Raw genomic sequence first — 22,570 nt, 5'->3', positions numbered from 1 at the left:
GATAGGTCCGCCCCCGGTGGGATCAGGCCACCGCGTGCGCGGCGAGCCGGTCCCCCACCTCGTCGGTGCGCAACGCCACGCCCGGCGTCCGGCCGGCCAGTTCGGCGGCGACCGCGCCGGTCACCCGGGCGGCGGCGTCGGCGTGGCCGAGCTGGTCGAGCAGGAGGGCGGCGGAGAGCACGGCGGCCACCGGGTCCGCGACACCCTTGCCGGCGATGTCCGGCGCCGAACCGTGCACCGGCTCGAACATCGACGGGTACGCCCCGGTGGGGTTGATGCAACCGCTGGCCGCCAGGCCGATTCCCCCGGTCACCGCGGCGGCGATGTCGGTGAGGATGTCGCCGAAGAGGTTGTCGGTGACCACCACGTCGTACCGCTGGGGCTGGGTGACCAGGAACATGGCGGCGGCGTCGACGTGCTGGTATTCGGTGGTGACGTCGGGGTGTTCGGCGGCGACGGCCGCAAAGGCACGGGCCCACAGCGACCCGGCGTGGGTCAGCACGTTGGTCTTGTGCACCAGGGTGACCTTGCGGCGCTCGCGGCGACCCGCCCGGGCGAAGGCGTCCCGGATGACCCGTTCCACCCCGTGCCGGGTGTTGAGGCTCTCCTCCGTGGCCACCTCGGCCGGGGTGTCCCGGTGCAGGCTGCCGCCGGCACCTGCGTAGAGCCCCTCGGTGCCCTCCCGGACGACGACCAGGTCGACCTCGCCCGGCTTGACGTTGACCAGCGGGCCGGGCACGCCGGGCCAGAGCCGGGACGGGCGCAGGTTGACGTACTGGTCGAAGGCGAAGCGGAGCTTCAGCAGCAGTCCGCGCTCCAGCACGCCGGGCGGCACGGTGGGGTCGCCGACCGCGCCGAGCAGAATGGCGTCGTGGCCGGCCAGCTCGGTCAGCACGGAGTCGGGCAGCACCTCACCGGTGCGGTGGTAGCGCGCCGCGCCGAGGTCGTACTCCGTGGCCTCGACCCCGGGGAGCACGGCGTCGAGGACCTTGAGGGCCTGCGCGACCACCTCGGGTCCGATCCCGTCCCCGGCCACCACCGCGATCCGTGCCACCTGCCGCTCCTCACCTCGTCCGCTGGGGTGAACGGTACGTCGCCGTCCCGGCTCCCGGTACGAGCCTTCCATTATCTGGGAGGGCGAAATGCTCAGCAGGCTCCCAGGCAGCATTCATGGTGCGGTCATCTCCACTGCCTAGGGTCGGTGCAGGACGGGTCGTGGGGACCCGGGACGGACCGGTCGCGACGCCGCGGCACCGTCGGTGAAGGAGCAGTGTGATGCGGACCGAGCAGCAGCGGGGGCCAGGCCGACTGGACGAGCAACCGCGCACCCGCTGGGTGGACCAGGCGGCATTCTCCCGACGCCGCCCCGACCTGCGCCTGGGCGCCCGCAGCCACCGCCTCGACCGGCCCGGCGACTCGCCCGGCGGCCGGATCGCCGTGCAGCACTCCGTCCGGACCGGCACCGCCGAGTACTCGCTCCTGCTCAACGCCCCCGAGGACCTGGGCCGGCGGGCGGTCGGTGACGCGCTGCGCGACGCCGTCGCCGAGCTGCGGGCCATCGACCTCACCTACGGGCCGAACCGGCCGGAGAGCCTGGTCTCCCGGCTGCGACGCGGCGAGATCAGCCCCGAGTCGTACCCGCCGCTGACCGACCTGGTCGACCGCTGCGCGGCCATGCGGGCCGCCACCGACGGCTGGTTCGACGCCTGGGCCGTCCCCGGCGGCTTCGACCCCGGCGGCCTGCTCAACGGCTGGGCGGTGGAGCGGGCCGCGACCCGGTTGCGGGCCGCCGGCATCACCGACTACGCGGTGCTCTCCGGCGCCGACCTGACGGTACGCGGCCACGCCGCGCACGGTGGCCCGTGGCGGGTCGCGGTGCACCACCCGACCGACGGCCGGCGGGCCCCCCTGGTGCTGGAGATGACGGCCGGCGCGGTGGGCACCTCCGGGGTGAGCGGCCGGCAGGGACACGTGGTCGACCCGCACACCGGCGAACCGGCCCGGCAGTTGGTCGCCGCGACCGTCGTCGGGCCGGATCTGGCGGTGGCCGACGCCTACGCCACCGCGTTGTACGCGGCCGGGCCGGTGGGGCTGTCATGGTTCCGCACCGACTCGGCATATCAGGCTCTCTTCGCCCACCGGCGCCGCTGAGCGGCGCTGCGGCGCGTCGGCCGACCTGTGGAGGGGGTCCACGGGGTGGCGCGGTCGACGGGCCGGCGATCGGCCCCCACGGTCTCGGCAACGACCGTGGGGGCCGGTCAGCGACGAGTGCGCGTGGCTCGCGCATTCGAGGGGTGCGGGCCGGCCGGCCGGACGTTCGGCCCCGTCACCCGAAGACGGGTCGACATCTGACTTCCCGGTGACCGCCCCGATACGCTATCGAATCGACGCAACTCGACGCAAGAGTCTCCACAGCGGACTGTTTTCTCCGGACACTCGAACTACCTGCGGGAATCACGGCGGGTCAGTGTCGCCCGGGTGAACGCGTGATGGCACGCTGTCCGCCGTGAGTTTCGATCTGAGCGTGTGGGCCCTCCACGACGGGGCCACGCCCGAGGACGTCCGGGCGGCGGTGCGGCGGTGCCGCGAGGGGCAGCACGCCGAGCGGTATCCGGACCCCCGGGTGGTGGGCTTCTATCGGGCCGTCACCGCCTCTTATCCCGACCGGCCCGCCCATCAGGGCACCCCCTGGGAGGTCTCGCCGTTGCACGCGGCGGCCGACCATGTGGCGTTGAGCCTCGTCCCGACCTGCGACGACCAGGTGCTGCTCGACATCGAGCGGTTGGCCGGCGAGTACGACCTGATGCTCTTCGACCCGCAGGACGGCTCGGTCTACCCACCGCCGTCCCGGGTCGCCCGCTGACCCGACGCCCGACCCCACCCCGGCCCTGACCCGGCTCCTGTCCCGTCGGGTGTGGCCTGACCCGGTTCCTGTCCCATCGGGTGTGGCCTGACCCGACTGCCGTCGGGTGTGGACGACGGAGGGGCCCGACCGCACGGTCGGGCCCCTCCGGATGCTGTGCCGTGGAACTACTCGTCGCGCAGGTCGGCCGCGCTGGCGGCGGTCGCGCCGATCGAGTCGGCCGCCGAGGTGAGCAGCTCCGCCCCGAGCGCCTGGTCGACGGTGAGGGTCATCAGGGTCTCGCCGCCGGCCTCCCGGCGGGCCACCTGCATCGCGGCGATGTTGATGCCGGCCTCACCGAGCAGCGTGCCGACGGTGCCGACCACGCCCGGCCGGTCGGCGTAACGCAGGAAGAGCAGGATGCCCTCCGCGCCGATCTCCACATCGAAACCGTCCACCTCGGTCAGCTTGAGGACGTCCCGGGCACCGGTGTGGGCGACCGTGCCGGAGACGCTGACCGTACGGCCGTCGGGCAGCGCGCCCCGGATGGTGACCAGGTTCGGGTGGTCCACCGTCTCGGCCTGGGTGACCAGGGCCACCTCGACGCCCCGCTCGGCGGCCAGGTGCGGCGCGTTGACGTAGGTGACCTGCTCCTCGACCACCGAGCTGAACAGCCCCTTGGTGGCGGCGAGCTTGAGCACCGACACGTCGTGGTTGACGATCTCGCCGCGTACCTCGACGGTGACGCTGGCGGCGATCCCGCCGGCCACGGCGGTGAACGCCCGGCCCAGCTTCTCGGCCAGCGGCAGCAGGGGCCGGACGTCCTCGGCGACGACGCCACCGGCCTGCACGTTCACCGCGTCCGGCACGAACTCGCCCTGCAGGGCCAGCTTGACGCTCTTGGCCACGGCCAGGCCGGCCTTGTCCTGCGCCTCGTGGGTGGACGCGCCCAGGTGCGGGGTGGCCACCACGTTGTCGAAGGCGAACAGCGGCGACGCGGTGCACGGCTCCTTGGCGTACACGTCGACGCCGGCGCCGGCGACCCGACCCTCGGCGATCGCGTCGGCCAGGGCCTGCTCGTCGACCAGCCCACCCCGGGCGGCGTTGACGATCCGGACGCCCGGCTTGACGATCGCCAGCTCCTTCTCGCCGATCAGGCCGACCGTCTCCGGGGTCTTCGGCAGGTGGATGGAGATGAAGTCGGCCTCCCGCAGCAGCTCCTCCAGCCCCACCAGGCGGACGCCGAGCTGGGCGGCGCGGGCCGGCTGGATGTAGGGGTCGTACGCGATCAGCCGGGTGCCGAAGGCGGCGATGCGCTGTGCGAAGAGCACGCCGATCCGGCCGAGACCGACCACGCCGACGGTCTTGCCCTGCAACTCGACGCCGGTGTACTTGGACCGCTTCCACTCGCCGGCCTTGAGCGCGGCGCTGGCACTGGCGGTGTTCCGCGCGACGGCGAGCAGCAGCGCGACGGCCTGCTCGGCGGCGGAGACGATATTGGAGGTGGGGGCGTTGACGACCATGACGCCCCGCGCGGTGGCGGCCGGAACCTCGACGTTGTCCAGCCCGACGCCGGCCCGGGCGACCACCTTCAGGCGCGGCGCGGCGGAGATCGCCTCGGCGTCGATCTGCGTGGCACTGCGCACGATCACCGCGTCGGCCTCCGCCAGCGCGGAGAGCAGGGCCGGGCGGTCGGTGCCGTCGACATGGCGCACGTCGAAGTCGTGCGCGAGCACCTCGATGGCAGCGGGAGCGAGTTCTTCGGCGATCAGTACGACAGGATTCATCGGTCCTCGTAGACGTCGTATTAGGTCGGCCGGGGCGACCGGGCGCCGCGATGCGCCCTGCGCCGATCCGTGCCATGGCCGTCAGGTGCCGGTCACGCACCTATCCAAGGATCGTAGGGGGCACCCCGGCCGGCAGGTCCCGGTCTGTGGGGTGAGGGCCCTCACACAGCGTTGTCGCACGCCTGTCATCCCCCGTTCATCCGGCCCGGAGCGCGCAGTGCCGCCCGGTTCGGCCCGATGAGGCGTCGCTCACCCCATCCCGCCAGGTGAACCTCGCCCGCCGCCGGGCGGGCGGCGGGCGGCGGAGCGGCGGGCGGCGGGGGCAAGGCAGGGCCGCGCGGCGGGCGGCGGGCGGGGACGGCGGGCGGCGGAGCGGGGACGCCGCCCCACGGGCCTAGCAGCGGCACGGCAGATCCTCCGCATGCAGGTCACCCGCGGCCACGGCATGTCGGCCGCACCGCAACGATCTCGGCGGCCACCCCGCGTGGCACCGCAACGATCCCGGCCGCCACCCTCTGGCAGCGCAACCGCCCCGAGCCTCCCTGCGGCACGGCGACCTGGCGGCCGGTGTTACCCATAAAGCGGTATGCCTGGCTGGCATATTCATGCCAACCAGGCATACCGCTTTACTCCACAAGACCAGTCAGCCCGCGACACACCCGGCGGAACCGACGACCCGCACAGGCCCGACGACCCGCACAGGCCCGGACGACCCGCACAGGCCCGTCTAGGGCCCAGCGCGCGCCGGAGACCCCTCTGGTCACACCGGTCGAGGGGTGGCGCGAGGGGTCAGGCGGTCTCGGTGAGCGGGCGGTCCACCCAGCTCATCATGGAACGCAGCTTCTGACCGGTCTCCTCGATCGGGTGCGCCGCGCCCTCGGCCCGCCACTTGGCGAAGTTCGGCCGGCCGGCCTCGTCCTCGGCCACCCACTCGCGGGCGAACTCGCCGGACTGGATCTCGCCGAGGATCTTGCGCATCTCGTCCTTGACCCGGGAGTCCACCACGCGCGGGCCCCGGGAGAGGTCGCCGTACTCGGCGGTGTCGGAGATGCTGTAGCGCATCCGGGCGATGCCGCCCTCGTACATCAGGTCGACGATGAGCTTCAGCTCGTGCAGGCACTCGAAGTAGGCCACCTCGGGGGCGTAGCCGGCCTCGGTGAGCACCTCGAACCCGGTCTGCACCAGGGCCGCCGCGCCACCGCAGAGCACCGCCTGCTCGCCGAAGAGGTCGGTCTCGGTCTCCTCGGTGAAGGTGGTCTTGATGGCGCCGGCCCGGGTGCCGCCGATGCCCTTGGCGTACGCCAGGGCGAGCGGGAAGGCGTTGCCGCTGGCGTCCTGCTCGACGGCGACCAGGCAGGGCACGCCCTTGCCGTCGACGTACTGGCGGCGGACCAGGTGGCCCGGGCCCTTCGGGGCGACCATCGCCACGTCCACGTCGGCCGGCGGGGTGATCAGGCCGTACCGGATGTTGAAGCCGTGACCGAAGAAGATGGCCTTGCCGGGGGCGAGGTTGGGGGCGATCGACTCGGCGTAGATGCTCCGCTGGGCGGTGTCCGGCGCCAGAATCATGATCACGTCAGCCTCGGCCGACGCCTCGGCCGGGGTGAGCACCCGCAGGCCCTGCTCCTCGGCCTTCGGCCGGCTCTTGGAGCCCGCCGGCAGGCCGATCACCACGTCGACACCGGAGTCGCGCAGCGACAACGCGTGGGCGTGCCCCTGGCTGCCGTACCCGATCACGGCGACCTTGCGGCCCTGGATCAGGCCCAGGTCGGCGTCGTCGTCGTAGTACACCTCAACGCTCATTGACTTCCCTTTCGTACGGCGGTCTCGTCGGACCGTCGTGGACTGTGTGCGGTGGCGGGTGGGCGGCGCGCGGTCAGGCGGCGCGCAGCGCGGGGCCGGCGGTGATCGACCGCGAGCCACGCCCGATCGCCACCGTGCCGGACTGGACCATCTCCTTGATCCCGAACGGCTCCAGGTCGCGCAGCAGCGCGTCGAGCTTGTCGGGGGTGCCGGTGGCCTCGACGGTGAGGGTGTCCGGCGCGACGTCGACCACCCGGGCCCGGAACAGGGCGACCGTCTCCAGCACCTGCGCCCGGGCGGTGCGGTCCGCGCGGACCTTGACCAGCAGCAGCTCCCGGGCCACCGAGACCTGCGGGTCCAACTCCACGATCTTGAGTACGTTGACCAGCTTGTTGAGCTGCTTGGTGACCTGCTCCAGCGGCGACGAGTCGGCGTTGACCACGATGGTGATCCGGGAGACGTCGGGGTTCTCGGTCTCGCCGACGGCGAGGCTGTCGATGTTGAACCCGCGCCGGGAGAACAGGCCGGAGACCCGGGCCAGGACACCGGGCTTGTTCTCCACCAGCACGGACAGGGTGTGCAGGGTCATGCCGCCGTCTCGCTTCGCTCGGTCGGGCCGTGCCAGCGCACGGTCACGGGGAATCGGGCACTCATGTCAGAGGTCGTCCTCGTCGAACGTCGGGCGGACGCCCCGGGCGAACATGATCTCGTCGTTGCTGGTGCCGGCGGCGACCATCGGCCAGACCATCGCGTCCTTGCCGACCACGAAGTCGATCACCACAGGGGTGTCGGTGATCGCCATCGCCGCCTCGATCGTCTTGTCGACGTCGTCGGCGTTCTCGCAGCGTAGGCCGATGCAGCCGAGCGCCTCGGCCAGCTTGACGAAATCCGGGATGCGGTGCTTGTGGGTGCCCAACTCGGTGTTGGAGTAGCGCCCCTCGTAGAACAGGGTCTGCCACTGCCGGACCATGCCCAGGTTGCCGTTGTTGATCACGGCGATCTTGACCGGGATGCCCTCCAGCGCACAGGTGGCCAGCTCCTGGTTGGTCATCTGGAAGCAGCCGTCGCCGTCCACCGCCCAGACCACCGTCTCCGGCCGGCCGACCTTCGCGCCCATCGCCGCCGGGACGGCGTACCCCATGGTGCCGAGGCCGCCGGAGTTGAGCCAGGTGCCCGGCTTCTCGTACGAGATGAACTGGCTGGCCCACATCTGGTGCTGGCCGACCCCCGCCACGTAGATCGCGTCCGGGCCGACGATCTCGCCCAGCCGCTTGATCACGTACTGCGGGGACAGGGTGCCGTCGGCGGGCTCGTCGTAGCCCAGCGGGTAACGCTCGCGCAGGTCGTCGAGCTGGTGCCACCAGTCACCGAGGTCGGTGCGGCGGCCGGCCTTCTGGTCGGTCGTCACCGCCGCGATCAACTCCTCGATGACGTGCTTGGCGTCGCCCACGATCGGGACGTCGGCGTGCCGGTTCTTGCCGATCTCGGCCGGGTCGATGTCGGCGTGCACCACCGTCGCGTCCGGGGCGAACGAGTCCAGCTTGCCGGTCACCCGGTCGTCGAACCGGGCCCCCAGCGCGACGATCAGGTCGGCCTTCTGCAGGCCGTAGACCGCGGCGACGGTGCCGTGCATGCCGGGCATGCCCAGGTGCTGGCGGTGCGAGTCGGGGAACGCGCCCAGCGCCATCAGCGTGGTCACCACCGGGATGCCGGTCAGCTCGGCGAGCTGGCGCAGCGCCTCGGTGGCACCGGCCTTGAGCACCCCGCCGCCGACGTAGAGCACCGGCCGGCGGGCGCCGCTCATCAGCCGGGCCGCCTCGCGGATCTGCTTGCCGTGCGGGTGCAGGGTCGGCCGGTAGCCGGGCAGGTCCAGGGTGGGCGGCCAGGAGAAGCTGGTCGCCGCCTGGAGGACATCCTTGGGGATGTCCACCAGCACCGGTCCCGGACGACCGGTCGCGGCCAGGTGGAATGCCTCGGCGAGGACCTGCGGGATCTCCTCGGCGGTCTGCACCAGGAAGTTGTGCTTGGTGATCGGCAGCGTGATGCCCTGGATGTCCGCCTCCTGGAAGGCGTCCGTGCCGATCGACGGGCGGGCCACCTGGCCGGTGATCGCGACGATCGGGACGGAGTCCATGTACGCGTCGGCGATCGGGGTGACCAGGTTCGTCGCGCCCGGCCCGGAGGTGGCGATGCACACACCGACCCGGCCGGTGGCCTGCGCGTAACCGGTGGCGGCGTGACCCGCGCCCTGCTCGTGCCGGACCAGGATGTGCCGCACCGACGAGTCGTAGAGCGGGTCGTAGGCGGGCAGGATCGCCCCGCCGGGGATGCCGAAGACGACGTCGACGCCGAGCGCCTCCAGGGACCGCACCAGCGAACCGGCGCCGGAGACCGGGACCGGGCCGGACGGCCGTACGGCCGGGGTGGCCGCAGCGGCGGTGGCTCGCGGCGTGGTGGTGGGGTCGGCGTCGCCGGCCGGCTCGGTGACCGTGCGGGCCCGCCGGGCGGAGTGGGCGAGGGTCTCTGGCGTGGGTCTCGTCATGGCGGTTCAGGCCTTCGGCTGGAGTTGGGTGGAGCTGCTACGGCAGGTGCGACGGGGGCGACTGCGCGCCCCGGTGGTTCCGACGGCAATAAAAACGGCCCTCGTGCAGATGCACGGGGCCAGCGCACTCTCGACAGCAGGAGAGTGCGCTCAGGTAAGTACTCGCAGCGACCGGTTCGACGACATGGGCCAAGCCTGACGCATCTCACGCGATGAGTCAACTGATCCCACATGTTGGTTCACGAACGGGGGACACCGTCTCCGGTGGGCGTCTCGTCAACCGGCCCGGCCTGCGCAGACTCCTCGTACGCGGGGCGTGGGGTGGGCACCGGCGGCGACACCGGTGGGTGGGATCGCAGCCGGGGCAGCAGCGGCGACGGGGTGGGTAGCCGTGGCGGTGGCGGTGGGGCCGGCGGGGCCGAGGCCGGGCGGGCTCCCGGCGAGGTGGCCGCCTCCAGCATCGCCTCCAGATGCTCGGCCGGCACCCCCCAGCCGAAGAGCGCGCCCTGACCGAACCGGCACCCGGCGGCGACCACCGCGGCCAGCTCCGTCGGGGTGGTGACCCCCTCGGCGATCACCTCCATGCCGAGCTGATGGCCCAGCCGCATGACGATGTCGACCATCGGGGCGAAGGCCGGCCCGTCCCGGCCCACCGGGCGGACCGGCTCGTGCTCGGCGACCAGGCTGTGGTCGATCTTGAGGATGTCGATCGGCAGCCGGCGCAGCTGCCCCAGCGACGAGTACCCCGCGCCGAAGTCGTCCAACGCGATCCGCACGCCGGTCAGCCGCAGCGCGGTCAGCCGGCGGATCAACTCGTCCAGATCGGTGGCGACGGCGTGCTCGGTGACCTCCAGCACCAGCCGCTGCGGCGGCACGTGGTGGGCGCGCAGCGCCTCGGCGACCTGCACCACGTACTCCGGGGCGTGCAACTCACGCGGGGAGACGTTGACCGAGACCCAGACGTCGTGGCCGTCGGCGAGCCAGCGGGACAACTGCCAGCACGCCTGGTGCAGCACCCAGGCCCCCAGCTTGGCGATCATCCCGCACTCCTCGGCCAGCGGGATGAACTCGTCCGGCCGGATGTTGCCCAGCTCGGGATGGTGCCACCGCAGCAGCGCCTCGGCGCCCACCGGCCGGACCGAGGGCAGCGAGGCGACCGGCTGGAAGGCCAGCCGCAACTCGTCGCGCTCGATCGCGCCGCGCATCTCGTGCTCCAGCCGGGTCCGCCGGGTCAGCAGCCGGTCGTAGCTGCCGTCGTAGCGCTCGATCCGGTTCTTGCCGCGCTGCTTGGCGTAGCGCAGGGCCAGGTCGGCGTGGCGCAGCAGGCCGACCACGTCCGGATCGCCGGCCTGGCCGGCCACCCCGATGCTGACCGAGAGGAAGACCGCCCCGCCCGCCTGGTCGTACGGCCGGCCGAGCACTCCCAGCAGCCGCTCGGCCACCACATCCGCGTCGGTAGGCCGGCCCCGCATCAGCACCGCGAACTCGTCGCCGCCGAGCCGGGCGGCCAGGTCACCGGGGCGCAGGTTGCTCCGTAGCCGCCGGCCCACCTCGGCCAGCACCATGTCACCGACGTCGTGGCCACGCATGTCGTTGACGTTCTTGAAGCCGTCCAGGTCGAGCCCGAGCAGCACGCAGTCAGCCCCCTCGGCGGCACAGCGCTGCATCTCCCGCAGCAGGCCGCGCCGGTTGGCCAGGCTGGTCAGCGGATCGGTGTGCGCCAGCTCACGGAAGTGCGCCTCCCGCTCGGCCAGCCGGCTGGCGTACCGGCGGACGTCGTTGAGGGTGAGGTACTGCCGGGTGACCAGCGCGAACCCCTCCAGGCTGCCGGCGATGATGGCCAGCGCGTCGAACCGGCCGCCCTGCACCAGGTGGTACATCGCCGAGCCGGCCATCGCGACCATCGGGATGAAGGCGTACTCGCCGTCACGGCGGATCAGGTCGATGTCGACCTGGCCGGGGGCGTCCACCCGGTGCACGGCGAGCGCCCCGGCGAGCAGGCCCACGGCGAGCAGCGCCATACCGGTCACCGCCATCCCCGAGCCGCCCTGGCAGACCCCGGCGGCCACCCCGAGACCACCGGTGGCGGTCGCGGTGATGCCGGTGCCGAGCACGGCCAGCCGGGCCCGGGGGCCGTCGGCGCGGGCCACCACGATCGAGGTGAGGCCGGCGGTGAGCGCCGCGGTCACCGACGCGAGCAGGATGGCCGGGCAGGCGGTCGGCGTCGCCGGCCCGAGCAGCCGGGTCGGCTCCGAGAAGAGCACCCAGCCGACGAACCAGATCGCGGCGGCCACGGTCAACCCGTCGAGCAGCAACCGCGCGGCGGCGGCCCGGGCCACCATCGCGCCGGGCAGCCGGAGCAGCCCGGCGCAGAACGCCAGCCCGGTCAGCGCGGTGCCGACGGAGATCAGCGAGGCCCAACCCATCTTCTGCCCGCGCTGGTGCGCCCCGTGCTCGGTCGCGCCGAGCAACGCGACGGTGCCGGCCACCAGGGTGGCCAGGGCGACGGCGGCGGCCAGGGCGAAGAGCAGGTGCGCCTGACGGTGCGGCCCGCCGCGTCGCCGGGCCGAGTCGGCCAGCAGTGCGGTGGCGGCGGCGGCCAGCAGGCCGCTCAACACCGCCACGGCGACCATGCCCGGGGGTAAACGCACGACCTCAACTGTGCCGGATCGGCGTCGGCCACGGGGTACCGGGTGTGCAACTGTTGGGACACGGCGTGCGCGGTGGTTGTCGCCCGCCGGACGGTGCAAGACTGGTACCCATGCCTGAGCTGCGGTCGAGGACCTCCACCCACGGTCGGACGATGGCCGGCGCCCGGGCCCTCTGGCGGGCCACCGGGATGACCGACGACGACTTCGGCAAGCCGATCGTCGCCATCGCGAACAGTTTCACCCAGTTCGTCCCCGGTCACGTCCACCTCAAGGACATGGGTGGCCTGGTCGCGGACGCGGTGGCCGAGGCCGGCGGGGTGGGACGCGAGTTCAACACCATCGCCGTGGACGACGGCATCGCCATGGGCCACGGCGGGATGCTCTACTCGCTGCCCAGCCGGGAGCTGATCGCCGACGCGGTGGAATACATGGTCAACGCGCACTGCGCGGACGCCCTGGTCTGCATCTCCAACTGCGACAAGATCACCCCCGGGATGCTGCTGGCCGCGCTGCGGCTCAACATCCCGACCGTCTTCGTCTCCGGCGGCCCGATGGAGGCCGGCAAGACGGTGGCGATCGAGGGCGTGGTGCACTCCAAGATCGACCTGATCGACGCGATGATCGCCTCCTCCAACGAGGCGGTCACCGATGACCAGCTCGGCGAGATCGAGCGCTCCGCCTGCCCGACCTGCGGCTCCTGCTCCGGCATGTTCACCGCCAACTCGATGAACTGCCTCACCGAAGCGATCGGCCTGGCCCTGCCCGGCAACGGCTCGACGCTGGCCACCCACGCCGCGCGCCGGTCGCTCTTCGTCGAGGCCGGCCGCACCGTCGTCGACATCGCCAAGCGCTGGTACGACCACGACGACGCCTCGGTGCTGCCCCGCAACACCGCCAACCGCAAGGCGTTCGACAACGCGGTCGCCCTCGACGTGGCGATGGGCGGGTCGACCAACACGATCCTGCACCTGCTCGCCGCCGCCCGCGAGGCCGAGCTGGACTTCACCGTCGCCGACATCGACGCCGTCTCCCGCCGGGTGCCCTGCCTGGCCAAGGTCGCCCCGAACTCCCCGAATTACCACATGGAGGACGTGCACCGGGCCGGCGGCATCCCGGCCATCCTCGGTGAGCTGGACCGCGCCGGCCTGCTGCACCGCGACGTGCACGCGGTGCACTCCCCCTCGCTGGCCCAGTGGCTCACCGACTGGGACGTCCGGGGCGGCTCGCCGAAGCCGGCCGCCGTGGAGCTGTTCCACGCCGCGCCCGGCGGGGTGCGTACCGTCGAGCCGTTCTCCACCACCAACCGCTGGTCGACCCTGGACACCGACGCCGCCGAGGGCTGCGTGCGGGACCGGGCGCACGCCTACAGCGCCGACGGCGGGCTGGCCATCCTGCACGGCAACCTCGCGCCGGAGGGCTGCGTGGTGAAGACCGCCGGGGTGCCCGACGACTGCCTGACCTTCCGCGGCCCGGCCAAGGTCTACGAGTCGCAGGACGACGCGGTCTCGGCGATCCTCGCCAAGGAGATCGTCGCCGGCGACGTCGTGGTGATCCGCTACGAGGGCCCGAAGGGCGGCCCCGGCATGCAGGAGATGCTCTACCCCACCTCGTTCCTCAAGGGGCGCGGGCTGGGCCGGTCCTGTGCGCTGCTCACCGACGGCCGGTTCTCCGGCGGCACCTCCGGGCTGTCCATCGGGCACGCCTCCCCCGAGGCGGCCTCCGGTGGCCTGATCGCGCTGGTCGAGCCCGGCGACGAGATCGTCATCGACATCCCGGCCCGGTCGATCGAGCTGAACGTGCCCGACGACGTGCTGGAGGCCCGCCGGGTGGCACAGGAGAAGCGCGACCGGCCCTACACCCCGCTCGACCGGCAGCGCCCGGTGTCCGCCGCCCTGCGCGCGTACGCCTCGATGGCGACCTCGGCCAGCGACGGCGCGTACCGCCGCGTCCCGGAGTGACCGGCCGGGCGGGTTGATCGTCTCCACGTCGGCGATGTAGCGGTATCCCTACACGGGGACACCGCTACATCGCCCCCAAAGAGTCGATCAATCAACCCCGGGCGTCGGCACCAACGCGCTTCGCTGGCTGGCCGCAGTCGGCTACCGGACAGAAGTGTCGTGACGGACCAAAGCGATGATGTCGACAGCTCCGTCCGACAGCCGCAGCCGACCGGGCGACTCGACTGACGCCCGATCCGGCAGCTTCTTCGGTGCGTTCGCGCCGACAGTCGCGCCGGTTTCTCCCCGGTTCGCCGAGTAACTTCTCGTACCACCGCCTTCACGAGGAGTCATCGCATGTCCGAGGAGACCTGGCTCGCCGCCCGTCTGATCCCCACCTCAGGCATCAACGGCGCAGAGGAACAGGAACGCCGGGCGACCTCCGCCCTGCTGGCGGTGATGAGCGCGGTACGCGAGTTCGGGCGGGTCCTGACCCAGTCCCTCGGAGCGCCGGCCGGCACCGTGCAGACCTTCATCGAGGTCCCCTTCAAGCTCGGCACCCAGCAACTCTTCCCGGACGGCCTGATCCGCGTCACCCGGGGACAGCGGCAGTGGACCGCCCTGGTCGAGGTGAAGACCGGCGGCAACACGCTGAAGTCCGACCAGTTGGAGGCGTACCTCGACATCGCCCGGGAGCAGGGCTTCGACGCCCTCATCACGATCTCCAACGAGATCGCCCCCGTGCCGGGCCAGCATCCGACCACCGTCGACCGGCGCAAGCTGCGCAAGGTCGCCCTGTACCACCTGCCCTGGTCGGAGATCCTGACCCAGGCGGTGATCCAGAAGGAGTATCGCGGCGTCGCCGACCCGGACCAGGCCTGGGTCCTCGGCGAGCTGATCAGATACCTCGAACATCCCCGCTCCGGCGCGCTGGAGTTCAGTGACATGGGACCGGCCTGGGTGCCGGTACGCGACGGGGTGTCCGCCGGGACGCTACGGGCCAACGACGGCGGCGCGGCGGAGGTGGCCGGCCGCTTCGACGCGCTGATCCGCTACGCCTGCCTGCGTCTCGGCCGACAGTTGGGCACCGAGGTCACCCCCGCGTTGAGCCGTCGTGACCTCGCCGATCCGGCCGCCCGTACCCAGTCGCTGGTGAACCAGCTCGTCACCACCGGGACCCTGACCGGCAGCATCAGGATTCCCGGTGCGGTCGGCGCGCTTCAGGTCACGGCCGACCTGCGGGCCGGGCAGATCGTCTGCCACGTCGACGTGGACGCCCCGCGCTCCGGTCGACCGACGACGAGGGTGAACTGGCTGGTCCGCCAGTTGAAGGAGGCACCGGACAGCCTGCGGATCGAGGCGTTCGCCATGCATGCCCGGGGCGGCGGCGCGACCGACCTCCTGCGCCAGGTCCGCGAGGAGCCCACGACGCTGATCACCGACCCGTCCCGTGAACTGCGCGCCTTCCGGGTCGCCCAGAGCACCACCGCAGGCACCAAGCGTGGCACCGGCCGGGGTGCGTTCATCGACTCCGTGCTGCACGCGGTCGACGACTTCTATCAGCACATCATCCAGAACCTGAAGCCGTGGATGCCTGCGCCACCCCGGCTGCGTACCCCCGACGACGTCACCCCGGTGCAGCCGGTGGCCGCCAGTCTCGTCTCCACCGCCATCTCCTCCCAGGACGCCCCGGAGTTCGACGGTCCGGCGGTGCGACACGGGTCGGCCGGCCGGTCTCAGGAGTGACCCGGTGGGCTCAGGGAATGGGGCGGACCTGGGTGGCGCCCCGGTAACAGCCGGTCCGGGCCGGCGGTGACGACCAGCCCGCGCCGGTGATCAGCACCTGGGCCCAGACACAGGTCCGGGTGCTGGTCAGCAGGTTGCCGTAGGCCGAGATGCCGGCGTAGTCGATGGTGAAGTCGTGGCTGCGGGCCGGGGTGTCCCCGTCGGTGACGGCGAGCACCACCCGGGCCGGCCGGGGCACGGTCGGAGCGCCCGCCGGGGCCGGCATGAACCGGGGCCAACTCGCCCCGCAGACCGGTGAGTACCTCAGCTCCACCAGGCCGATCACCCGCTCGTCGATCAGCACCGCCGCGCTGTCCACGGTGGCGACGGCGGGATCGGCGGCACATCCGGCGTCCTTGGGGTCCGCCCCGTCGTGCACCCGCACGGCGGGGACGGACCCGACGGGTGTCGGGGTCGCCACCCCGGCGGGCGGGGCGGACGAGTCCTGCGGCCGGTCGGCGGAGCGCCAGCCGATCGAGGCCAGGCCGACGACGAGCACCATGAGCAGGCCCGCGCCGGCAGCGGGGAGCAGCAGCCGACGGTCGGACCGGCCGGCCCGCACCGCACCCGACGGCTGCCCGGTGGGCGAGGTCTCCCGCACACCGGTAGCCGCACCGGCGTCCCCGGCCGGACGCCCGACGGCCGCCGGTTCGACGGGAGACGGGGCGGCGGGGGACGGCGATTCACCGGCGGGCAGGGGCTCGGCGGCGGGAGGTTCGAGGTCGTCGGGCGCAGGATCGGGGGTACGCGCGGCGACCTCGTGCCAGCGGCGGGCCCAGGCCGTCTCGTCACCGCCGAGCGTCCGGACGTACGCCAGGGTGGTGTCCAGGGTGGGCAGCTTCCGGCCGCCGGCCGCCTCCGACAGCGAGCTGGACGACCGGTGGGCCCGCCGGGCCATCGCCTGGTACGTCGGCCGGCCGGCCCGCTCGCGCAGGCTGCGCAGGTCGGCGGCGAATGCCTGCACCGGGTCGGCGCCGGGATCGAGGGGCCGCTCCGTCCGGGCCATCCGTGACTCCTCGAAATTGATTGACCAGCGCCGGCTATTGATTGTCCGACGCCACACAGCGTAGAGACGGCCGTCGACGGAAGGTAGAGATGGGAGTCGACTCATCCCGAACCGAAAGTCGACCATCCACACCGGAGGAACGATGACCACCGCACCCCGTACGTCGAGGGCCGCCCGCCGGACGTTGGCCAGCGTGGCCGCCGGCACCCTGGTCGCCGCGAGCCTGCTCGTGGCGAGCCCGGCCAGCGCCGTCAGCTGCACCACCACCGGCTGCGACGGCACCGACCCGATCAACACCGGCTGCTCGGCCGACGCCCGCAACGCGACCAGTCAGCCGGCGTACATCGTGAAGGGGGCGACCACGCTGGCGGTGGTGGAGCTGCGGTACAGCGCCACCTGCGGCACCAACTGGGGCAAGATCAGCAACCGGGTGACCCCGAACCGGGTGCAGGTCACCGTCTACCGGGACAGCCCGCGCAAGTCGACGTCGTGGTACGGCGGCACCGGTGCCCAGTACTACGGCGACCAGCTCTACGGCGACACCTCGACGATCTGCGCGGTCGGCGAGGTCGTCTACAACGGCACCACGTACACCAGCTCGCCGCTCTGCGCCTGACCAGGACGGCGGCCGGTCCGGCCGGAGCCCGACGGGCGGCGAGGTGCGCGTCGCCCGTCGGGCGGTGGGCGACGGTGTCGCCCACCGCCGCGCGCCGGCCGGCCACGGTCAGGTGGTGACGGTGCCGCGCAGCATCTCCCGGGCGTGGGCGATGGCCGCCGGGGTGTCGGCGAAGACCAGCCCGTCGCGGCGCAGGTCGTCGGCCACCCCGAGGGTGGCGAGCACCTGGTCGTGGTCGGGGGTGATGCCGGAGAGCAGCACGGTGATCCCCCGGCCCCGCAGCCGCCGGATCGCGTCGCCGAGCACGTGTGCGCCGGTGGCGTCCAGCGCCGACACCCGCGACATCCGCAGGATGACCACCCGGACGTCGGCCACCTCGGAAAGCTCCAGCAGGAAGGTGTGCGCGGCGGCGAAGAACAGCGGACCGTCCAGCCGGTACGCCACGATGTGCTCGGCCAGCAGGGCGTGCTCCTCGGCGCTGTGCTCACCCCGGTCGAGCGGGACCTGTTCCAGCCGGGCGCTGCGGGCCACCGCGCGCAGCGCGATCACCACCGCCACGGCCACCCCGACGGCGACGGCGGTGACCAGGTCCCAGGCCACCGTGACGACGAAGGTGAGCACCAGCACCAGCGCGTCGCCCCGGGTGGCGCGGGCCAGCGCCCAGAGCGCGCCGGCCTCGACCATCCGTACCGTGGTGGCGAGCAGCACCCCGGCCAGGGCGGCGAGCGGAATCCGGCCCACCAGCGGGGCGGCGGCCAGGACGATCGCGGCGAGCGCCACCGCGTGGGTGAGCGCGGCCAGCTTCGACGCCGCCCCGGCCCGGACGTTGACCGCCGTCCGGGCGATCGCGGCGGTGGCCGGGATGCCGCCGAACAGCGGCGCGGCGAGGTTGGCCAGGCCCTGGCCGAACAGTTCCCGGTCCGGGTCGTGCCGTTGCCCGACGGTCATCCCGTCGGCGACGGTGGCCGACAGCAGGCTCTCCAGCGCGGCGAGCGCGGCCACCGCCAGCGCCGACGGCAGCAGCACCCCGACCGCGCCGGGGTCGAGGAAGCCCAGTGACGGCGCGGGCAACCCCTGCGGCAGGGCGCCGATCCGGACCAGGTCGACCGGGACGGTCTCGGCGAGCACCGTGGCGGCGGCCACCCCGAGCAGCGAGAACGGCAGGCCGGGGCGCCAGCGCGCGCCGAGCAACATCAGCGCCGCCACCCCGAGGGCCACCGCCAACGCCACCGGCCGGGGATGGACGACGAACCGGGCGACCGCGTCGGCGGCGACGGCCCAGACCCGGTCGCCGTGCGCGTCGGTCACGCCGAGCGCGGCGGGGAGTTGTTGCAGGGCGATGACCACGGCGATGCCGGCGGTGAAGCCCTCGATGACGGGGGTGGGCAGGTAGCGGACGTACCGGCCGAGGCGGGCCAGGGCGAGGGCGATCAGCAGCAACCCGGCCAGCGCGCCGACCATCAGCACCCCGGTCGGGCCGAACTGCTGCACCACCGGCACCAGCACCACGGTCATCGCCCCGGTGGGGCCGGACACCTGCAGGTGGGAGCCGCCGAAGACGGCCGCCACCGCCCCGGCGACCACGGCGGTGACCAGCCCGGCCTGCGCGCCCAGCCCGGAGGTGACGCCGAAGGCGAGGGCGAGCGGCAGGGCCACCACCGCCACGGTCAGCCCGGCGACCAGGTCCCGGCGGGGTGCGCGGCGTACCGCCTGCCAGTCGGCGCGGTCGGGCAGCAGGCCGAGGACCCGGTCGGCGACGGCGGTGACGCTCACCGGCCCGGCCGGGTCGGCGAGCCGTTCGTGGCGGGGGTACGCGGCGCGCGCCCAGCCCCGCCGGTGCCGGGCGGACCACCGACGGCGGGTACGGCGACGGCGGGTACGGCGACGGCGGGTACGGTGCCGGTGGCCGGGTCGGGGGCGGCGCGGAGTTCGTCGAGGAGGGCGTCCCGGTCGGTGAGGACGGTGCCGAGGATGCGTCGCCCGGCGGCCAGCAGGTCGGCCACGTCGGGGGTGCTCAGCGAGTACATCACCAGCGGGCCGTCCCGGTAGGAGGTGACCAGGCCGGCCCGGCGCAGCACGGCGAGTTGCTGGGAGAGGTTGGACGGCTCGACCTCGATGACGGCGAGCAGGTCGCGGACCGGCTTCGGGCCGTCCTGGAGCAGTTCGAGCACCCGGATGCGCACCGGGTGCCCGAGGGTGCGGAACAGCTCCGCCTTGGCCTGGTACAGCGGCACCGACACCGGCGACCTTCTTCCGTTCGAAGTCATGAAGACTTTAGCACTTGCGAAATTCTTCAAATAGCCTGTCGCGTGGTTCGTGACTCCCCGTTCGGTACCCCGATCGCGTGGTGTGCCCCCGGCGGATCTGCCGGGGGCACACCACGCGGGTCAGTCGAGGCTGGGCCGACGAGGCACGGCGATGGTCAGCGTGGCCCGCCCGGGTCGCGGGTCGCCGCAGCCAGGGCACCGTCGGCCGGCGCGAAGATCAACCGGGAGCGCAGCTGCCGGAAGCCGGTACGTTCCAACTCCGCGACCACCGCCACCCGGTGGGCGTCCACGTCGGCCACCACCTCCCGGGCGCCCTCGGCCGCCAACGCCGCGACCGAGTCGGCCAGCAGGTCGCCGCGCGCCGCCCCGTCCACCAGGCCGAGGTAGCCGAGCAGCGGGAAACAGGCGTCCCCGGCCGGCCCGGCCAACCCCACCGGCTCCCCGGCGGCCAGGGCGATCCGCCAGGTCGCGGCCGGACCGGTCAGCCAGGCCAGTGGATCTCTGGCCAGGTCCACCCCGGCCACCGCCTGGGCGATCTCGCGGCCGGTCAGCACGTCCGGCTCGGCGATCCGGCCGACGAGGGAGTCGATCTCCGTGCTGTCGGTGGCCGGACGGAAGGCGTAGCGGCCGGAGGCCGCCGGCAGTGGTGTGCCCGCCCACGAGCACCGGAGCCGCTCACCCTGCTCGACCAGCCCGGCGAGCCGGGCCGCCGCCAGTGGTGCCCGGACCACGGCGAGCACCTCCGGCCGACGCCGCCAGTGCGCCGGCAGGCCGGCGTAGTACCGGTGCGGACCGCCGAGCGCGTCGTGGGCCGCGCGCAGCAGGGCCGCACCCACCTCCGGCTCGGCGACCAGGTCGAAGCGGTCCAGCCAGGGTGCGCCGGCGGCTCCGGGCGGCAGGAGCCACGCGGCCCGGCCGACCACCCGGCCGCCCCGCAGGGCGACCCAGGTGCGCTCCGGGCGGTAGCCACCTCCGGCGACGCCGTCGGCGTAACCGATCTTGCGTAGTGGGGGCAGCGGGTCGGGCATGGACTCGAACAGATCTTCCTCGCCCGCGACGAGCGGGCGGATGACCAGGTCGGTCATGGGGAATCCTCCGGAAGGCGAACGCCCCGGTCAGCTCCGCGTGGACGCCGGAACGCGGAGGGGGCGCAGAACATCGGACATTGTTCTGACCTCCTTCCGGCTCGACGGCGTGCCGGAAAAACGTACTCGACGCCACAGCACCGCCGCAACACCGCTTCCGGGCTGCCGAGGACCGCGCCCCGGCTCAGGCGACGGCGGGCAGGAAGCGGACCGCGTCGGCGACCACGTACCCGTCGGTGCCGTCGGTACGGATCAGCACGCTGCCGGCCGTACCCGCCGGGAACTGGTAGGTCCCCAACGACACCCACTGCCCACCCGAGGTGCGCTGATCGACCAGCCGGGTGGTCACCCCACCGCCGTGCACCACGTCGACCGGGACGTTGCCGGCCCGGTTCGGGTCGGCCGTCCAGCGCAACTGGACCGCCCAGCTCCCGCCCGTCGGCAGGGACGGGGTGAAGCGCAGCCGGTTGACGCCCTTGCCGGTGTTGCCGTCGTGCTCGTAGTCCGGCCCCTGGTAACCGCCGATGGCGGTGCTGGCCACCCAGACCCCGGCCCGGGTGACCCCGGCCGCCCGGTTGTCCACCACGATCTCGCCGTCGGCGGTGGGCGGCCAGCTCAGGAGCTGCCCGTCCCGGCGCAACCGGGCCTGGAGGGCGGCGACGTCGACCTGCTGCACCGGCACCCCGGCGTCGACGGCCAGCATCGCCGCCGTCGCCGCGGACTGGGCGAGGATCATGAAGACCGGTTCCATCCGGATCGAGCCGTAGGCGATGTGGCTGGCCGACAGGCAGACCGGGACGAGGAGGTTGGCGCACTGCGCCGCGCCGGGCACGATCGCCCGGTAGCTGACCGGGTACGGGCCGGGCACCCCGACCTGCACGTCGCCCTCGTTCCTGACCAGCCCGTCCACCACCACCCGCTGGCAGTTGTGCGAATCCATGGTGTAGCTGGCCAGCCCGATCGAGTCGGTGGCCCGGACGGCGCCCCGGCAGTCCCGCTCGGTCATCACGTACGCCGACACCATCCGGCGGGCCTCGCGGACGTAGAGCTGCGGGGGCCAACCGCCGGTAGCGGTGAACTCGTCGGCCGCCAGGCCCCAGCGGGCGACCCCCGCCCGGACCGACGCCGGCAGCCGGGGGTCGTTGGCCAGGAACCACATCAGCCCCTGCTGGTACGTCCGGTGGTCGGCGGTCAGGCTGTCCCGCTGCGCCCGGGTCGCCGTCGGGTAGGCGTAGTTCGCGCCGATGAAGTCGGTGGAGAACGCCCCGGTGTTGTTCGAGTCGGTCTTCCCACCACCGACGCTCTGCGTGGTGAAGAACGGCCCGGTGTACCCGGCCTGCACGTACCGCAGCAGCAGTTCGTAGTCGGCCGGGTCGTAGCCGGCCGGCTGGGGGAACGGGACCCGGCCGGCGGACTGGGTCAGGCACATCCGGAAGTTGTACGCCTGGATCCGGTCGTCACCGGTGCCGTTCGCCGCGACCGGGCCGGCGGAGATGCCGGGCAGCAGCCCGCTGGCCGGGTTGCCCGGCACCACGTACGGGTCGACCGGCAGGGTGAACTGGTGTGCCCCGCGCAGTTGCACCCCGTTGATCGTCTCGCCGTACGCGACGTTGGCCTCCCGCCCGACCGTGTACGACACCCCGGCGGCGGCCATCAGGTCACCCTCGTAGGTGGCGTCGACGAACATCGGGCCGGTGAAGAGCTGCCCGTTGTCGGTGACCAGGCCGGTGATCCGGTCACCACTGCGCTGCACGGTGGCCAGTCGGGCGTTCAGGTAGACCGGCACCCCGTGCTCGGCGAGCAACTCGTCGAAGACCTCGGTGGCCACGTGCGGCTCGAAGACCAGCCGCATCGGCGAGTCGGGGGTGACCGGGACGCCCTGGTACCTGGCGTACACCCGGCGGTAGAACTCCCCGGCGAGACCGCCGATCGCGGCGCTGGTGCCGCTGTCGGTGTAGCCGAGCCCACCGGTGGTGAGCCCGCCGACGTGGCTGCCCGGTTCGACGATCACGGCGGTCCGCCCCAGCCGGCGGGTCTGCACGGCGGCCACGATGCCGGCCGAGGTGGCACCGTAGACCACCAGGTCGGCGGTGACGGTGCCGGCGGCCAGGGCGGGCAGGTCAAGACCGGTGCCGGCGGCCAGGGCGGGCAGGCCGGGACCGACGCCGGCGACGACGAGGGTGGCCCCGCCGAGGCGGATCAGGTGACGGCGGGTGAACGCAGACGACATCACGGCTGCCCTTCGGAAA

General features: G+C 73.1%; 15 protein-coding genes and 1 pseudogene. 5 read left to right on the top strand and 11 right to left on the bottom strand.

Going from position 1 to position 22,570, the window contains the following annotated elements:
* Positions 1–22 precede the first annotated feature (22 nt).
* On the bottom strand, positions 23–1,054 hold the full coding sequence (locus tag GA0070216_RS14540) for a 3-isopropylmalate dehydrogenase (protein WP_091245606.1): 1,032 nt from the start codon (positions 1,052–1,054) through the stop codon (positions 23–25).
* Between the two features lie 221 nt (positions 1,055–1,275).
* Between GA0070216_RS14540 and GA0070216_RS14535 the strand changes: the two genes are divergently transcribed.
* A complete protein-coding gene (locus tag GA0070216_RS14535) occupies positions 1,276–2,151 on the top strand; it encodes an FAD:protein FMN transferase (RefSeq protein ID WP_091245602.1) in 876 nt (291 codons plus the stop codon).
* 355 nt (positions 2,152–2,506) lie between these two features.
* Entirely contained in the window at positions 2,507–2,863 is a 357-nt protein-coding gene (locus GA0070216_RS14530) for a hypothetical protein (protein WP_091245599.1), read from the top strand.
* A gap of 167 nt (positions 2,864–3,030) precedes the next feature.
* On the opposite strand, the gene serA is transcribed toward GA0070216_RS14530, so the two are convergent.
* The 5 genes from serA to GA0070216_RS14505 form a co-directional block, all read right to left on the bottom strand.
* Positions 3,031–4,629, bottom strand: coding sequence for a phosphoglycerate dehydrogenase (serA, locus tag GA0070216_RS14525; protein ID WP_091245596.1), 1,599 nt, complete (start codon positions 4,627–4,629; stop codon positions 3,031–3,033).
* A 789-nt stretch (positions 4,630–5,418) separates the two neighbouring features.
* Entirely contained in the window at positions 5,419–6,432 is a 1,014-nt protein-coding gene (gene ilvC / locus GA0070216_RS14520; RefSeq protein ID WP_091245592.1) for a ketol-acid reductoisomerase, read from the bottom strand.
* 73 nt (positions 6,433–6,505) lie between these two features.
* Positions 6,506–7,021 carry an acetolactate synthase small subunit gene (gene ilvN, locus GA0070216_RS14515; RefSeq protein ID WP_067307043.1) on the bottom strand — a complete coding sequence of 172 codons (516 nt, stop codon included), beginning with the start codon at positions 7,019–7,021 and terminating at the stop codon, positions 6,506–6,508.
* A 66-nt stretch (positions 7,022–7,087) separates the two neighbouring features.
* A complete protein-coding gene (locus tag GA0070216_RS14510; protein ID WP_091245588.1) occupies positions 7,088–8,974 on the bottom strand; it encodes an acetolactate synthase large subunit in 1,887 nt (628 codons plus the stop codon).
* 239 nt (positions 8,975–9,213) lie between these two features.
* Positions 9,214–11,625, bottom strand: a complete 2,412-nt coding sequence (locus GA0070216_RS14505; RefSeq protein WP_141723098.1) for a putative bifunctional diguanylate cyclase/phosphodiesterase — start codon at positions 11,623–11,625, stop codon at positions 9,214–9,216.
* Between the two features lie 110 nt (positions 11,626–11,735).
* Between GA0070216_RS14505 and ilvD the strand changes: the two genes are divergently transcribed.
* Positions 11,736–13,583 carry a dihydroxy-acid dehydratase gene (gene ilvD / locus GA0070216_RS14500; RefSeq protein WP_091245584.1) on the top strand — a complete coding sequence of 616 codons (1,848 nt, stop codon included), beginning with the start codon at positions 11,736–11,738 and terminating at the stop codon, positions 13,581–13,583.
* A gap of 336 nt (positions 13,584–13,919) precedes the next feature.
* Positions 13,920–15,308: a stress response protein gene (locus GA0070216_RS14495; protein ID WP_091245581.1), complete on the top strand. Its 1,389-nt coding sequence runs from the start codon at positions 13,920–13,922 to the stop codon at positions 15,306–15,308.
* Positions 15,309–15,318: 10 nt separating this feature from the next.
* Here the strand turns inward: GA0070216_RS14495 and GA0070216_RS14490 are convergent, their stop codons facing one another.
* Positions 15,319–16,353, bottom strand: coding sequence for a transcriptional regulator (locus GA0070216_RS14490; protein ID WP_091245577.1), 1,035 nt, complete (start codon positions 16,351–16,353; stop codon positions 15,319–15,321).
* Between the two features lie 142 nt (positions 16,354–16,495).
* On the opposite strand from GA0070216_RS14490, the gene GA0070216_RS14485 reads away from it, so the two are divergent.
* Positions 16,496–16,969 carry a DUF2690 domain-containing protein gene (locus GA0070216_RS14485; protein ID WP_091245574.1) on the top strand — a complete coding sequence of 158 codons (474 nt, stop codon included), beginning with the start codon at positions 16,496–16,498 and terminating at the stop codon, positions 16,967–16,969.
* 108 nt (positions 16,970–17,077) lie between these two features.
* Here GA0070216_RS14485 and GA0070216_RS14480 read toward each other — a convergent pair whose 3' ends face one another.
* The 4 genes and pseudogenes from GA0070216_RS14480 to GA0070216_RS14465 form a co-directional block, all read right to left on the bottom strand.
* Positions 17,078–18,742, bottom strand: a complete 1,665-nt coding sequence (locus tag GA0070216_RS14480) for a SulP family inorganic anion transporter (protein ID WP_091245570.1) — start codon at positions 18,740–18,742, stop codon at positions 17,078–17,080.
* Positions 18,743–18,885: 143 nt separating this feature from the next.
* A pseudogene (locus GA0070216_RS14475) lies at positions 18,886–19,209 on the bottom strand (ArsR/SmtB family transcription factor); the annotation flags it as partial.
* A gap of 182 nt (positions 19,210–19,391) precedes the next feature.
* Positions 19,392–20,321 (bottom strand): acetyltransferase, encoded by a 930-nt coding sequence (locus tag GA0070216_RS14470; RefSeq protein WP_091245567.1) that lies wholly within the window; start codon positions 20,319–20,321, stop codon positions 19,392–19,394.
* A 184-nt stretch (positions 20,322–20,505) separates the two neighbouring features.
* The gene (locus tag GA0070216_RS14465) at positions 20,506–22,551 is read right to left on the bottom strand and encodes an FAD-dependent oxidoreductase (RefSeq protein ID WP_091245564.1); all 2,046 of its coding nucleotides are present in this window, start codon (positions 22,549–22,551) and stop codon (positions 20,506–20,508) included.
* Positions 22,552–22,570: the final 19 nt, after the last annotated feature.

The sequence above is a fragment of the Micromonospora matsumotoense genome (genome assembly GCF_900091525.1).
Classification (GTDB): Bacteria; Actinomycetota; Actinomycetes; order Mycobacteriales; family Micromonosporaceae; genus Micromonospora; species Micromonospora matsumotoensis.
This window is presented reverse-complemented; position numbering and strand designations above follow the sequence as displayed.